This is a genomic window from Enterobacter sp. ku-bf2, assembly GCF_001742765.1.
GTDB lineage: Bacteria > Pseudomonadota > Gammaproteobacteria > Enterobacterales > Enterobacteriaceae > Enterobacter > Enterobacter quasiroggenkampii.
The window spans coordinates 61,503-74,844 of the sequence record NZ_MDVW01000002.1 but is presented as its reverse complement, the minus strand read 5'-3'; the positions used below and the strand labels follow the sequence as shown (position 1 = coordinate 74,844).

Here is a 13,342-nt window from a genome sequence, read left to right as displayed (position 1 = left end):
TGATTTAACAAGGCTAAAAATAAGGCCCGGTAGCGTCAGCGCTTACCGGGCCTTTTTATTATCCAGGGCGTCAGGCCGGGCCATAACCCGGCATTGTGTTACTCGCCCTGCGTGGCGCTCTCAATCGTCAAGCGCACGTCCGAGGTAATCAGCTCTGCCAGCATCTGGTACACCTTCAGCGTCTCTTCCGGCTCGGCATCACCCGTATCACTGATGAAGCCTTCATCGCGAAGCGTCAGCACCAGGGAACTGAAGACCGCTTTGTCGAAGAATTCAGGGGCGTTAATGCCGTGCAGAACGGACAGGCGCTGGGCCAGCGTCCGGCTCTCTTTCTCCAGCGTACCGCGGTTGATAGACGGATTCGCGCTCAGCAGCCAGAACGTAATGGCGTAGCGCTGCAGCGTTTCGCGCGCACCGGCCGCCAGCAGCTGCAGGGTGCGGGAGCGTGACGGATTGATGTGCAGCTCGTCGTTGTTCAGGGTAATCAGCCCCTGGCGACGCATCTCTTCCATCATCTTATCCAGTTCTGTCGCCAGCTCATCCTTACTCCAGCGCAGGAACAGCTCCGCTTTCAGCATCGGATAGATGGTCTCAAGATGGCGCAATAGCTCCTGACGGGAGATATGACGATGCTGGGTAATAATGGCGGCCATGAGCGACGGCAGCATCAGCATATGCGTGATGTTGTTGCGGTAGTAGGTCATCAGCACTGCCTGCTCGCGCGGCAGAATGATGATGTCGCCGATCGTGTCCTTTTCGACCTCAAACTTGTTCATCTGCAACGCGTGATCGATAAGTTCACTGGCGGTTGCAGAAGGCACGGTCGAATCAACCGAGTACGGCACGTTACGCATCATATCCAGATAGCAATCCAGCTGCTCCGTGAGCTGTTCACGGGTCAGCGAGCGCTGACGTGAAGCCAGAAGTGCCGTACAGCACAGGTTCATGGCGTTAGCCGCACCGGCGTTGTTAATGCGCACCATCAGCTCGGATGCGATGCCGTTAACCGTTGGCGTCAGCCAGGCCGGACGCACCGCTTCGATAGGATCGATGGACTCGCGCCACTCCGGAACGTGATGGTTCAGGTACGTCATCAGCGGCATCGGCTCACCGAAGTTCACGTAGCCCTGACCGAGATTACGCAGCTTGCTCAAGCCGCGCAGCATCTGCGGCAGGCTCTCTTTCTCTTTGGTCGCACCACGCAGCTCTTTCGCGTACGTGCCCACTTCCATCACGTGCTCGTAGCCGATGTAGATAGGCACCAGCGTGATCGGACGGGTACCTCCGCGCAACATCGCCTGGATGGTCATCGACAGCGTGCCGGTCTTCGGATCGAGCAGACGTCCGGTACGGGAACGACCGCCCTCCACGAAGTACTCCACGGAATAGCCGCGGCTGAACAGCTCGCCCAGATACTCGCGGAACACGGTGGAGTAGAGCTTGTTGCCCTTGAAGGTACGACGAATAAAGAACGCGCCCAGGCGGCGGAAAATCGGACCTGCTGGCCAGAAGTTCAGGTTGATACCGGCTGCGATGTGCGGTGGTACCAGCCCCTGATGATAGAGCACGTAGGAAAGGAGCAGGTAGTCCATGTGGCTGCGGTGGCAGGGGACATAGACAATCTCATGGCCATCATGCGCCAGCTGACGCACGCGCTCGGCGTTATGGACGTTAATGCCCTGATAGAGGCGGTTCCACGTAAAGCCGAGAATACGGTCAGAAAGGCGAATCATCTCGTAAGAGAAGTTCGCTGCAATCTCTTCCATCAGCGCAATGGCGTTCTGCTGGGCTTTCTCATGCGAAATTTTCTTGCTGCGCGCTTCATCTTCAACGGCGCGGGCAATCGCTTTGGAGGCCAACAGCTTGTTGAACAGATCCTGACGAGCCGGGAGGCGTGGTCCTACGGCAGCCAGGCGCTGACGGGCGAAGTGCATACGCGCCACGCGCGCCAGTTTTTGCGCGATGATCTTGTCGGTGCCGTGCTCGTCCGCCATGCGACGCAGCGAAACGGAAGGGGAGAAACGCACAAAGCTGTCGCGTCCCAGCCAGGAGACCGCGAAGAACTTCTGGATGCCGTTAAGCATGCGCAGCGGCGGATTCTCTTCGCCTTTTTCACGGCCCGGACGACGACCAAACATCACCGATACCGGCACCATCTGCACATCCAGATCGGGATTGCTGCGGTGCAGGTCGAGATAGTCATGGAACAGCTTGATGGACTCTTCTTTTGGCGTGTAATAGGTAAACACGCGCGGTCCACCGTGAATGAACACGTAGCGCGGCAGCAGCGTACCGTCAACTTCCAGCGGTTCAAGCGGGTCAGGTAAGTCATGCGCCAGACATTGGGCGCGAAGCGTCAGTAAGTCAGCCTTCGAGTTATAAGGCAAAACGTACATAATGGGGCGTGACGTATCGAGCCCCAATTCCAGCGCGGGTTCTGCTGGGATAGACTTGCTTTTTACCAGGATGCTTAATGGTAAATTAAGTAATTTGTAGTAAATTCGTGGCCAGCCGGACATAAACGATGTAAAGCCTCTGGTTAATAATGCAATTGCGGCGCAAGGATAACAGAAAGCGCGCAAAATTTCTGTTGTTACCCGTCATACTTCAGGCTGTAGCGAAACGCGCTACGGCTCCTGTTACTGACGCTCTTTTTTAAAAAAGGTTCTTTTAATGGCCAATAATACCACTGGGTTAACACGTATCATCAAAGCCGCCGGCTATTCATGGAAAGGTTTCCGTGCCGCATGGGTCAACGAAGCCGCCTTTCGCCAGGAGGGCGTCGCCGCTATCATCGCGGTGATCGTCGCCTGTTTCCTTGATGTTGATGCGATTACCCGCGTACTGCTTATCGGTTCCGTTCTTCTGGTGATGATAGTGGAAATTCTTAATAGCGCTATCGAGGCCGTTGTGGATCGCATTGGTTCCGATTTCCATGAGCTTTCTGGCCGTGCAAAAGACATGGGCTCTGCTGCCGTGTTGCTGGCGATTATCACTGCCGTTATCACCTGGGTCACGCTGCTTTGGTCACATTTCCGATGAGCCTCGAGGAATAATTAAGTCCCTGGTTTTTTGTGCAGTTTTTGGTTCCAAAATCGCCTTTGACTGTATATACTCACAGCATAACTGTATATACACCCAGGGGGCGGAATGAAAGCGTTAACGACCAGGCAGCAAGAGGTGTTTGATCTCATCCGGGATCATATCGGCCAGACGGGTATGCCACCCACGCGTGCGGAAATCGCGCAGCGTCTGGGTTTCCGTTCTCCAAATGCTGCCGAAGAACACCTGAAAGCGCTGGCGCGTAAGGGCGTGATTGAGATTGTCTCGGGCGCGTCACGGGGTATTCGCCTGCTGGTGGAAGAAGAGACGGGCATTCCGCTGATAGGGCGTGTTGCTGCCGGTGAGCCTTTACTGGCTCAGCAGCATATTGAAGGCCATTACCAGGTCGATCCTGGTATGTTCAAACCGAGCGCTGACTTCCTGCTGCGCGTCAGCGGCATGTCAATGAAAGACATCGGTATTCTTGATGGCGATCTGCTTGCGGTGCATAAAACACAGGATGTGCGAAACGGCCAGGTGGTGGTGGCGCGCATTGATGACGAAGTGACCGTTAAGCGTCTGAAAAAACAGGGTAACAGCGTACAGTTGCTGCCTGAAAACAGCGAGTTTTCACCCATTGTGGTCGATCTCCGCGAACAGAACTTCTCTATCGAAGGTCTGGCGGTCGGGGTGATTCGCAACGGTGAATGGCTGTAACCTCTTCCTGACAGGCTATGGCACCGCTGTAGCCTGATTCATTCCCCACTCCCGGTATCTTTCATGTCACTGCTGACGGCATCCGATAAGGCATTGTGGCGTCTTGCTCTGCCGATGATTTTCTCCAATATTACCGTGCCCTTGCTGGGGCTGGTCGATACTGCCGTTATAGGCCATCTTGATTCACCGGTTTATCTTGGCGGCGTGGCGATTGGCGCGACGGCAACCAGCTTCCTGTTTATGCTGCTGCTCTTTTTGCGCATGAGCACCACCGGTCTTACCGCACAGGCTTATGGCGCGAAAGATCCGCTGCGTCTGGCGCGCGCGCTGGTGCAGCCGCTGATCCTCGCGCTTGGCGCGGGTGCGTTCATCGTTTTATTGCGGGCACCCCTGATCGATCTTGCGCTTCATATTGTTGGCGGCAGCGAGGCGGTATTAGAGCAGGCGCGACGTTTCCTTGAAATCCGCTGGCTCAGCGCGCCCGCGTCGCTGGCTAACCTGGTTCTGCTGGGGTGGCTACTGGGCGTGCAGTACGCCCGTGCGCCCGTGATTTTGCTGGTGGTGGGTAACCTGCTCAATATCGTTTTGGATGTCTGGCTGGTCATGGGTCTGCATATGAACGTGCGGGGTGCGGCGCTGGCGACGGCGATTGCCGAATACGGGACCTTTATCATTGGCTTATGGATGGTCTGGCGTGTACTGGCCATGCGCGGGATCTCCCTGGCGCTGCTCAAAACCGCATGGCGCGGCAATATCCGTAAGCTGCTGGCCCTCAACCGTGACATCATGCTGCGCTCGCTTCTTCTCCAGCTTTGCTTCGGGGCACTGACGGTTTTCGGAGCTCGACTGGGGCCAGAAATCGTCGCGGTCAACGCAGTATTGATGACGTTGCTGACGTTTACCGCCTACGCGCTGGACGGTTTTGCCTATGCGGTTGAAGCGCATTCCGGGCAGGCGTACGGGGCGCGCGAAAGCGGTCAGCTACGGGATGTCTGGCGGGCTGCCTGCCGTCAGTCGGGACTGGTGGCGCTGGCATTTGGCCTGGTTTACGCCTGCTTTGGTGAGCAGATCGTTGCATTGCTTACCTCTCTCCCTGCGCTGCGCGAGCTGGCGAGCCACTATCTCATCTGGCAAGTCGTCTTACCGGTGGTTGGCGTCTGGTGTTATCTGCTGGACGGCATGTTTATTGGTGCGACGCGCGGGGCCGAAATGCGCAACAGCATGGCCGTCGCGGCGGCTGGGTTTGGTCTGACGCTGCTGACGCTCCCCTGGCTGGGTAATCATGGTTTGTGGCTGGCCCTGGCCGTCTTCCTCTCACTGCGCGGGTTATCGCTGGCGTTTATCTGGCATCGACACTGGCAAAACAATACCTGGTTTCCCTCGCGCTCCGATATATCGTGACGGTTAAAGATTCCGAATATGAAATTAACCACGGAATCCTTAACTACAATAATTATCACGTCCAGCAGAAAAGAACGTAACGGACGTTACGACCCGACGCTTAACGAAGAGGACACGATGATGAATAAAGACGAAATCGGCGGCAACTGGAAGCAGTTCAAAGGTAAAGCGAAAGAACAGTGGGGTAAGCTGACGGATGACGACATGACCGTCATCGAAGGTAAACGCGATCAGCTTGTCGGTAAAATTCAGGAACGTTACGGCTACGCAAAAGACCAGGCGGAAAAAGAAGTGGGCGACTGGGAAAAACGCAACGACTACCGCTGGTAACGCTGAATAACCCACAGGGCGGCTCTAAGCCGCCTTTTCTTTTGCCGTTAACGCGGCTTTTTCTTCACCAGAATAGAGTGGTCGTGCTGACACGCGTCCTGATGACGACAGGCTTCCACCTCCACGCACGCGGAACAGAGCCCGTGCGCCTCAATCACGTTATGACGCAGGGCAAAACCCATTTTCGCTGCCAGCGTATGCATAATATCTTCCACGCCTTCCGCAGCCTCTTCTTTCACCACGCCGCAGCGGTCACAGATAAACATCGCCGATGTGTGGGTGGGCTGATCGAACAGATGGCACAGCACATAGCTGTTAGTGGATTCCACCTTGTGCACAAACCCTTGTTCAAGCAGGAAATCCAGTGCGCGATAGACCGTCGGCGGCTTTGCCTGCGGCTCGCTTTCGCGCAGCAGATCCAGCAGATCGTAGGCGCTGATGGCACCCTGCTGCAGGCTCATCAGGCGTAAGACTTCAAGGCGCTGCGGAGTCAGGCGCACATTGCGTTGCGCACACAGCTTTTCGGCCTGCGCTAACAGCTCTTTTGTGGACTTATCCATGTAGCACCCCGGATGTTATAGGACGGAAAACCCCCACTTTATCATGTTCTGCTAAAAACACCGAGATCCGCCAGTCTGTGCTATACCTGACCCATCGAAAACCGGGAGAACCAAAATGAAAAGACCTGACTGTATTCGGCACTGGCGCGACGTGGAAGGCGCGGATGACTCGACCTACCCCGACAGCGATGAGCTGTTCTCTATCGGCGCACCGCTGGCTCGCAGGCTTGGGCTCGGGCGTATTGGCATCCATCATGAGCGCCTGCCGCCGGGGCGCAGAACGTCCTATCCGCATGCGGAGAGCGACGAAGAAGAGTTTATTTACGTGCTCGAAGGTTACCCTGAAGCCTGGATTAACGGCTACTTGTGGAAGCTGGAGCCTGGCGACAGTGTAGGTTTTCCCGCCGGAACCGGCATCTGTCATACCTTTATCAACAACACGGACGACGAGGTTCGGTTACTGGTCGTTGGCGAGGCCAACAAGAAGCACAACCGCATCTACTATCCGCTCAACCCTGAGTATGCCGCCACGCGGGAAGATCGCTGGGTAGACCATCCCCCACAGTTTTTTGGGCCGCATGATGGAAAACCTGGGAAAAAATAATTTCCTCTTCTATAAATATTGAGGGCCGTCACAAAATATAACAGGCCGTAAGGGAGTTTTACTTAGGGAAAGAAATAGCGGGTCTTTTACTACTTATTCACAGCAATAGTTCGTTCCTGTTTGGGTGATAACAGACAGGGGTTATTTCATAACAGACTATAACGGGCATACTGTGAAAAAAAATTTTAAATTTTCGGTGGTTAGCATTGCTGTCTCCTTGTTTATGGCAAATCAGGCGGGAGCAGCCAATACCTGGACAGAATCACGCAGCGACGCCATGGGTGGCACCGGCGTGGCGTCGGGAAGCTATGGCAGTGGGGCGTTAATCAACCCGGCGCTGCTGGCAAAGGCAAAACCGGACGATGATGTGACGGTCATCTTGCCAGCCGTTGGGGTGCAGGTGACGGATGAAGACAATCTTCAGGACGAGATTGATAACATCAATGACAAAATCAATCACTACAAGGATGTGGTTGATAATCTCACGCCACGAGAAATTATCACCAATCCGTTAGGTTCCATTAATCAATTCCAGGGCGCGGCCAAAGATCTGGCCGATGAGCTGGACTATCTCAAAGGCAAAACCGCACGCGCAACGGCTGGTGCAGGGCTTGCGGTGAGTATCCCTAACGATGTCCTTTCCGTCGCCTTCATGGCGAAAGGTTATGCACATGGCCGGGTGAGCTCGTCTATCGATCAGCAAGACATTGATTATCTGCGTGGTATTCAACGAAGTAATGTGGTGGCGGCCGGTGTTGCGCTGGATGCTGCGCTGAACGGTACGGATCAGATCACTAAGAACCTCAACTCAACGGCGTCCGGCCGGGCGGCGATTGTCTCCGACTACGGTGTTGCCGTTGCCCGTCAGTTTGATCTCGGCGGCGTCCCGGTTTCCGTGGGCGTAACACCAAAACTGCAAAAAACCTGGGTCTATAACTACACCACGTCAATCTACGATTACGACAGTAACAAGTGGAACGACAGCCGCTACCGTACTGACGATACGGGCTTCAACGTGGATGCCGGTATTGCGGCCGATTTCGGCGAAAACTGGACCGTTGGCGTAAGCGGACAAAACCTGATGTCGCGTGATATCGACACCAAAGATATCCGTATCCGCAATGGCCGTACGGGAGAAGTGGTGAGCTATAAAGACACCTACCAGATCCGTCCGCTGGTGACCGCCGGTGCCGCCTGGCACAACGATCTGGTGACGCTGACCGCCGATGGCGATCTGACGGAAACCAAAGGCTTCAAGAGTGAAGATACGTCGCAGTACGTGGGTGTCGGTGCCGAGGTGACACCGCTGAGCTGGCTGGCGGTGCGTGCGGGTTATCGTGCCGACGTGAAGGGTAACGACAGTAATGTCTTTACCGGCGGTGTCGGTTTCGCGCCGTTTAGCACCGTGCATGTTGACCTGATGGGCCTGTACGGTGAAGACGAAACCTGGGGCGCAGGGGCTCAGCTGAGCATGACGTTCTAAAGTCATCCGGAGGCGCTGCGCCTCCGGCTTTTCTTTGTGCTATAGTAGCGCCCCTTTTCCACCAGATGCTTAAAACTTCGCCATGTCGTCAGAATTACAGACCGCTTTCCCTGCACACCGTTTTTCCATTGCGCCGATGCTCGACTGGACGGACAGACACTGCCGCTATTTCCTGCGCCAGCTCTCCCGCCATACGTTGCTGTACACCGAAATGGTGACCACGGGCGCAATCATCCACGGGAAGGGCGACTATCTGGCCTATAGCGAAGAAGAGCATCCGGTTGCCCTGCAGCTGGGCGGCAGCGATCCGGCCGCGCTGGCGCAGTGTGCGAAGCTGGCGGAAGCGCGCGGCTACGACGAGATCAACCTGAACGTTGGCTGTCCGTCCGACCGTGTGCAAAACGGTATGTTCGGTGCCTGCCTGATGGGGAATGCCCAGCTGGTAGCGGACTGTATCAAGGCGATGCGTGATGTCGTTTCCATTCCGGTGACGGTCAAAACCCGTATCGGGATTGACGACCAGGACAGCTACGAATTTCTGTGCGATTTCATCAATACGGTCTCCGGAAAGGGTGAATGCGAGATGTTCATCATCCATGCGCGAAAAGCCTGGCTCTCCGGCCTGAGCCCGAAAGAGAACCGTGAAATCCCGCCGCTGGACTACCCGCGCGTGTATCAGCTGAAGCGTGACTTCCCGCATCTGACCATGTCCATTAACGGCGGCATCAAGTCGCTGGAAGAGGCCAAAGCGCACCTTGAACATATGGATGGGGTGATGGTTGGGCGCGAGGCGTATCAGAACCCGGGCATTCTGGCGACGGTCGATCGCGAAATCTTTGGCATCGAAGGTGCAGACACCGATCCGGTTGCCGTCGTGCGGGCGATGTATCCTTACATTGAGCGCGAGCTGAGCAACGGTACGTATCTCGGCCATATCACCCGCCATATGCTTGGGCTGTTCCAGGGCATTCCGGGCGCGCGTCAGTGGCGTCGCTACCTGAGCGAAAACGCACATAAAGCCGGTGCCGATATCGAGGTGCTGGAACATGCGCTGCGACTGGTGGCAGACAAGCGATAACTTTCGCTAAAAATTCGTCAAATTCACCACGCCCTGCGAATTCTCGCGGGGCGTTTTGCTTTAAGAACAACAGGTTATGTCTGGCATGATTCTTGTAATGTTTGCAGCATCATTCGGGAACTCGTGGGAGAGCACCATGCTGGAACTACTTTTTGTGATTGGCTTTTTTGTCATGCTGTTAGCAACGGGCATTTCGCTGCTCGGCATTCTGGCGGCTATCGTGGTGGCGACGGTCGTCATGTTTATTGGCGGATTGTTTGCCCTGACGATCAAACTGCTGCCGTGGTTACTGCTGGCCGTGGCGGTGGTGTGGGTGATACGGGCGATTAAATCGCCAAAAGTGCCCAGTTATCAGCGCAATAACCGCTTCCGTTACTAAGGTATTGAGGGGTTCGTCACAGAGTTGTAACTTTTCCGGCAGCATGGCTTAGAACAGAATAGGATTTACTTATCGAATCTGTCACTATGACTGCCGTTAAAGAATTCATCGCGCTGTACCCTACATACAGCCGAACTAAAAAAAGAAAGGGCTTCCCACGGGAAGCCCAATTTCTTTTTGGGGCTCAGGGAATCAACAAACTCGACCCCTGCGTTGCCCGGCTCTCCAGCACCTCATGCGCACGCTGCGCATCGGTTAGCGGGTATTTCTGCGCTTCTGCCACATCCACCTTAATGACGCCGCTGGCGATCAGCGAGAACAGCTCGTTGCTGGCTTCCTCAAGTTCTTCCCGGTTGGTGATGTAACCCTGCAGGGAAGGGCGCGTGACGTACAGCGAGCCTTTCTGGTTCAGGATGCCGAGATTCACGCCGGTGACAGCACCTGAGGCGTTTCCGAAGCTCACCATCAGCCCACGACGCTGCAGGCAGTCCAGCGATGCCTCCCAGGTGTCTTTCCCAACCGAGTCATACACGACGCGCACCTTTTTGCCGCTTGTGATCTCCTTCAGCCGTTCGACGATGCTCTCTTCACGGTAGTTAATCACCTGCCAGGCGCCCGCCTGCAGTGCGCGCTGCGCTTTTTGGGCATTGCCCACGGTGCCGATCAGTTTTGCACCCAGCGCTTTTGCCCACTGACAGGCGATGAGCCCGACACCACCCGCCGCGGCATGAAACAGGAACTGCTCGTCGGGTTTAATTTCATAGGTTTTACGCAACAGGTAGTAAACGGTTAAGCCTTTCAGAAAGGAGGCCGCCGCCTGCTCAAAGGAGATGGCATTAGGCAGCAGGGCGGCTTTATCCGCCGGGACGTTGTGGACGGTGCTGTAAGCGCCCAGCGCAGATTGCGCATACACCACGCGGTCGCCCTCTTTAAGATGCTTAACCGCGCTGCCCACTTTGATGACGACACCGGCTGCCTCGGTGCCCAGTCCGCTCGGCATCGACGGAGGCGGGTAGAGCCCGCCGCGAATATAGGTGTCGATGTAGTTTATGCCGATGGCTTTGTTTTCAACCTGCACTTCGTTTTCGCCAGGCGCGGTGGGGGTGAACTCCACCGCGTTGAGTACGTCAGGGCCACCATGCTTGTGAAATTCAATACGTGTTGCCATGCTTCCTCCAGAATGTGGTAATCTTTCGACCCACTCTTTATCTCGGTAACTCCATTCACTATGGCAGGAAACAAACCCTTCAACAAACAGACTGAACCTCGCGAGCGTGATTTCCAGGTCGCAGGGTTAAAAGTCCCGCCGCACTCGATTGAAGCGGAACAGTCGGTGTTGGGCGGTTTAATGCTGGATAACGAACGCTGGGACGACGTCGCCGAGCGCGTGGTGTCTGAGGATTTCTACACCCGTCCGCACCGTCATATCTTTACCGAAATGGCGCGCCTGCAGGAGTCGGGTAGCCCGATTGACCTGATCACGCTCGCGGAATCGCTGGAGCGTCAGGGACAGCTGGACAGCGTCGGCGGGTTTGCCTATCTGGCAGAACTGTCAAAAAACACGCCAAGTGCGGCAAACATCAGCGCTTATGCCGACATCGTGCGTGAACGTGCCGTTGTCCGCGAGATGATCTCGGTGGCGAATGAGATCGCCGAAGCCGGTTTTGATCCGCAGGGTCGCACCAGTGAAGACCTGCTCGATCTTGCCGAGTCCCGCGTCTTCAAAATCGCCGAAAGCCGCGCCAACAAAGACGAAGGCCCCAAAAATATCGCCGACGTCCTCGACGCCACCGTTGCCCGTATCGAACAGCTGTTCCAGCAGCCGCACGACGGTGTGACCGGGGTGAACACTGGTTATGATGATCTCAACAAGAAAACCGCCGGTCTGCAGCCGTCGGATTTGATTATCGTCGCGGCGCGTCCGTCGATGGGTAAAACGACCTTTGCGATGAACCTCGTCGAAAACGCGGCGATGTTGCAGGATAAGCCGGTACTCATTTTCAGTCTTGAGATGCCCTCTGAGCAGATCATGATGCGTTCTCTGGCATCGCTGTCGCGCGTGGACCAGACCCGCATCCGTACCGGCCAGCTCGACGATGAGGACTGGGCGCGCATCTCCGGCACGATGGGCATTCTGCTGGAAAAACGTAACATCTATATTGATGACTCTTCCGGCCTGACGCCGACGGAAGTCCGTTCCCGCGCGCGTCGTATCGCCCGTGAACACGGCGGTATCGGCCTTATCATGATCGACTACCTTCAGCTGATGCGCGTCCCGTCGCTCTCCGACAACCGTACGTTGGAGATCGCCGAAATTTCCCGCTCGCTCAAGGCGTTAGCCAAAGAGTTGCACGTGCCGGTGGTGGCGCTGTCGCAGCTTAACCGTTCTCTGGAACAACGTGCTGACAAGCGCCCGGTCAACTCCGACCTGCGTGAATCCGGCTCCATCGAGCAGGATGCCGACTTAATCATGTTTATCTACCGTGATGAGGTTTATCACGAGAACAGCGACCTGAAAGGGATCGCCGAAATTATTATTGGTAAACAACGTAACGGCCCGATCGGGACGGTACGTCTGACCTTTAACGGACAGTGGTCGCGTTTCGACAACTATGCCGGTCCTCAATATGATGATGAGTAATTTCTAAGGAATTCAAATGCAAGCGGCAACTGTTGTGATTAACCGCCGCGCTCTGCGACACAACCTGCAACGTCTGCGTGAACTGGCCCCCGCCAGCAAGCTCGTTGCAGTCGTGAAAGCGAACGCTTACGGACACGGTCTTATTGAGACCGCGCGAACGCTCCCCGATGCCGACGCCTTTGGCGTCGCCCGTCTTGAAGAAGCCCTCCGCCTGCGCGCGGGGGGGATTACCCAACCGATTCTGCTCCTCGAAGGCTTTTTCGAAGCCACCGATCTGCCAACCATCGCAGATCAGCATCTGCACACGGCGGTACACAACGAAGAACAGCTGGCCGCACTGGAAACCGCTGAGCTGAGCGAGCCGGTGACCGTGTGGATGAAGCTTGATACGGGCATGCACCGTCTGGGCGTGCGTCCGGAAAGTGCGGAAGCGTTTTATCAGCGTTTATGCCGGTGTAAAAACGTGCGCCAGCCGGTGAATATTGTCAGCCACTTCGCCCGTGCCGATGAGCCCGAGTGCGGTGCGACCGAGCGGCAGCTGGATATCTTTAATACCTTCTGCGAAGGTAAGCCGGGGATGCGCTCGATCGCCGCATCCGGCGGGATCCTGCTGTGGCCGCAGTCGCATTTCGACTGGGCGCGACCGGGCATCATTCTTTACGGCGTGTCGCCGCTGGAGAATAAACCCTGGGGGCCGGACATGGGTTTTCAGCCGGTCATGTCTCTGGTGTCTACTCTGATTGCCGTGCGCGAACACAAAGCCGGTGAGCCGGTGGGCTACGGCGGCACCTGGATCAGCGAGCGTGATACCCGTCTCGGCGTCGTGGCGATGGGCTATGGCGACGGTTATCCGCGCGCTGCACCCACGGGTACGCCGGTGCTGGTCAACGGTCGCGAAGTAAAGATCGTTGGCCGCGTGGCGATGGACATGATTTGTGTCGATCTGGGTCCTGAAGCCCAGGATAAACCCGGCGACGATGTGGTGATGTGGGGGGAAGGTTTACCCGTTGAACGTATTGCTGAAATCACGAAAGTGAGTGCTTACGAACTTATTACCCGCCTGACGTCTCGGGTGGCGATGAAGTACGTCGACTAACATTTTATTCC

The 13,342-nt window shown here is 56.0% G+C and carries 13 protein-coding genes; 10 read left to right on the top strand and 3 right to left on the bottom strand.

Annotated elements, in window-relative coordinates:
• Positions 1–98: 98 nt before the first annotated feature.
• Positions 99–2,519 carry a glycerol-3-phosphate 1-O-acyltransferase PlsB gene (gene plsB / locus BFG58_RS09165; RefSeq protein ID WP_069719700.1) on the bottom strand — a complete coding sequence of 807 codons (2,421 nt, stop codon included), beginning with the start codon at positions 2,517–2,519 and terminating at the stop codon, positions 99–101.
• A gap of 154 nt (positions 2,520–2,673) precedes the next feature.
• Between plsB and BFG58_RS09160 the strand changes: the two genes are divergently transcribed.
• The 4 genes from BFG58_RS09160 to BFG58_RS09145 all read left to right on the top strand — a co-directional run bounded on the left by BFG58_RS09160 (position 2,674) and on the right by BFG58_RS09145 (position 5,490).
• On the top strand, positions 2,674–3,042 hold the full coding sequence (locus BFG58_RS09160) for a diacylglycerol kinase (protein ID WP_021242750.1): 369 nt from the start codon (positions 2,674–2,676) through the stop codon (positions 3,040–3,042).
• Positions 3,043–3,150: 108 nt separating this feature from the next.
• Positions 3,151–3,759, top strand: a complete 609-nt coding sequence (gene lexA, locus BFG58_RS09155) for a transcriptional repressor LexA (RefSeq protein ID WP_045909165.1) — start codon at positions 3,151–3,153, stop codon at positions 3,757–3,759.
• 63 nt (positions 3,760–3,822) lie between these two features.
• Complete coding sequence (gene dinF / locus BFG58_RS09150) at positions 3,823–5,160, top strand: MATE family efflux transporter DinF (RefSeq protein WP_048030219.1); 1,338 nt, start codon at positions 3,823–3,825, stop codon at positions 5,158–5,160.
• Positions 5,161–5,280: 120 nt separating this feature from the next.
• On the top strand, positions 5,281–5,490 hold the full coding sequence (locus tag BFG58_RS09145; RefSeq protein ID WP_014830284.1) for a CsbD family protein: 210 nt from the start codon (positions 5,281–5,283) through the stop codon (positions 5,488–5,490).
• Positions 5,491–5,537: 47 nt separating this feature from the next.
• Here the strand turns inward: BFG58_RS09145 and zur are convergent, their stop codons facing one another.
• Entirely contained in the window at positions 5,538–6,050 is a 513-nt protein-coding gene (zur, locus tag BFG58_RS09140; protein WP_008503369.1) for a zinc uptake transcriptional repressor Zur, read from the bottom strand.
• 115 nt (positions 6,051–6,165) lie between these two features.
• Here zur and BFG58_RS09135 point away from each other — a divergent pair, with 115 nt between their 5' ends.
• From BFG58_RS09135 to pspG, 4 genes are all read left to right on the top strand, one after another.
• Positions 6,166–6,654 (top strand): cupin domain-containing protein, encoded by a 489-nt coding sequence (locus tag BFG58_RS09135; RefSeq protein WP_048030220.1) that lies wholly within the window; start codon positions 6,166–6,168, stop codon positions 6,652–6,654.
• Positions 6,655–6,826: 172 nt separating this feature from the next.
• Positions 6,827–8,137 carry a conjugal transfer protein TraF gene (locus tag BFG58_RS09130; RefSeq protein ID WP_048030222.1) on the top strand — a complete coding sequence of 437 codons (1,311 nt, stop codon included), beginning with the start codon at positions 6,827–6,829 and terminating at the stop codon, positions 8,135–8,137.
• A gap of 82 nt (positions 8,138–8,219) precedes the next feature.
• Positions 8,220–9,215 carry a tRNA dihydrouridine(20/20a) synthase DusA gene (dusA, locus tag BFG58_RS09125; protein WP_032623124.1) on the top strand — a complete coding sequence of 332 codons (996 nt, stop codon included), beginning with the start codon at positions 8,220–8,222 and terminating at the stop codon, positions 9,213–9,215.
• A gap of 136 nt (positions 9,216–9,351) precedes the next feature.
• Complete coding sequence (pspG, locus tag BFG58_RS09120; protein WP_008503373.1) at positions 9,352–9,594, top strand: envelope stress response protein PspG; 243 nt, start codon at positions 9,352–9,354, stop codon at positions 9,592–9,594.
• Between the two features lie 184 nt (positions 9,595–9,778).
• On the opposite strand, the gene BFG58_RS09115 is transcribed toward pspG, so the two are convergent.
• Positions 9,779–10,762 (bottom strand): quinone oxidoreductase, encoded by a 984-nt coding sequence (locus BFG58_RS09115; protein WP_069719699.1) that lies wholly within the window; start codon positions 10,760–10,762, stop codon positions 9,779–9,781.
• A 60-nt stretch (positions 10,763–10,822) separates the two neighbouring features.
• Here BFG58_RS09115 and dnaB point away from each other — a divergent pair, with 60 nt between their 5' ends.
• A complete protein-coding gene (dnaB, locus tag BFG58_RS09110; RefSeq protein ID WP_008503375.1) occupies positions 10,823–12,235 on the top strand; it encodes a replicative DNA helicase in 1,413 nt (470 codons plus the stop codon).
• Positions 12,236–12,251: 16 nt separating this feature from the next.
• Positions 12,252–13,331, top strand: coding sequence for an alanine racemase (alr, locus tag BFG58_RS09105; protein ID WP_048030228.1), 1,080 nt, complete (start codon positions 12,252–12,254; stop codon positions 13,329–13,331).
• The last annotated feature ends 11 nt before the right edge of the window (positions 13,332–13,342 follow it).

What these genes read in the sequence shown, in the direction of transcription:
- zur (WP_008503369.1), bottom strand. Translation starts at nt 6,050, where the DNA reads ATGGATAAGTCCACAAAAGAGCTGTTAGCGCAGGCCGAAAAGCTGTGT.
- plsB (WP_069719700.1), bottom strand. Translation starts at nt 2,519, where the DNA reads ATGTCCGGCTGGCCACGAATTTACTACAAATTACTTAATTTACCATTA.
- lexA (WP_045909165.1), top strand. Translation starts at nt 3,151, where the DNA reads ATGAAAGCGTTAACGACCAGGCAGCAAGAGGTGTTTGATCTCATCCGG.
- alr (WP_048030228.1), top strand. Translation starts at nt 12,252, where the DNA reads ATGCAAGCGGCAACTGTTGTGATTAACCGCCGCGCTCTGCGACACAAC.
- BFG58_RS09115 (WP_069719699.1), bottom strand. Translation starts at nt 10,762, where the DNA reads ATGGCAACACGTATTGAATTTCACAAGCATGGTGGCCCTGACGTACTC.
- dnaB (WP_008503375.1), top strand. Translation starts at nt 10,823, where the DNA reads ATGGCAGGAAACAAACCCTTCAACAAACAGACTGAACCTCGCGAGCGT.
- BFG58_RS09160 (WP_021242750.1), top strand. Translation starts at nt 2,674, where the DNA reads ATGGCCAATAATACCACTGGGTTAACACGTATCATCAAAGCCGCCGGC.
- BFG58_RS09145 (WP_014830284.1), top strand. Translation starts at nt 5,281, where the DNA reads ATGAATAAAGACGAAATCGGCGGCAACTGGAAGCAGTTCAAAGGTAAA.
- BFG58_RS09135 (WP_048030220.1), top strand. Translation starts at nt 6,166, where the DNA reads ATGAAAAGACCTGACTGTATTCGGCACTGGCGCGACGTGGAAGGCGCG.
- dinF (WP_048030219.1), top strand. Translation starts at nt 3,823, where the DNA reads ATGTCACTGCTGACGGCATCCGATAAGGCATTGTGGCGTCTTGCTCTG.
- dusA (WP_032623124.1), top strand. Translation starts at nt 8,220, where the DNA reads ATGTCGTCAGAATTACAGACCGCTTTCCCTGCACACCGTTTTTCCATT.
- pspG (WP_008503373.1), top strand. Translation starts at nt 9,352, where the DNA reads ATGCTGGAACTACTTTTTGTGATTGGCTTTTTTGTCATGCTGTTAGCA.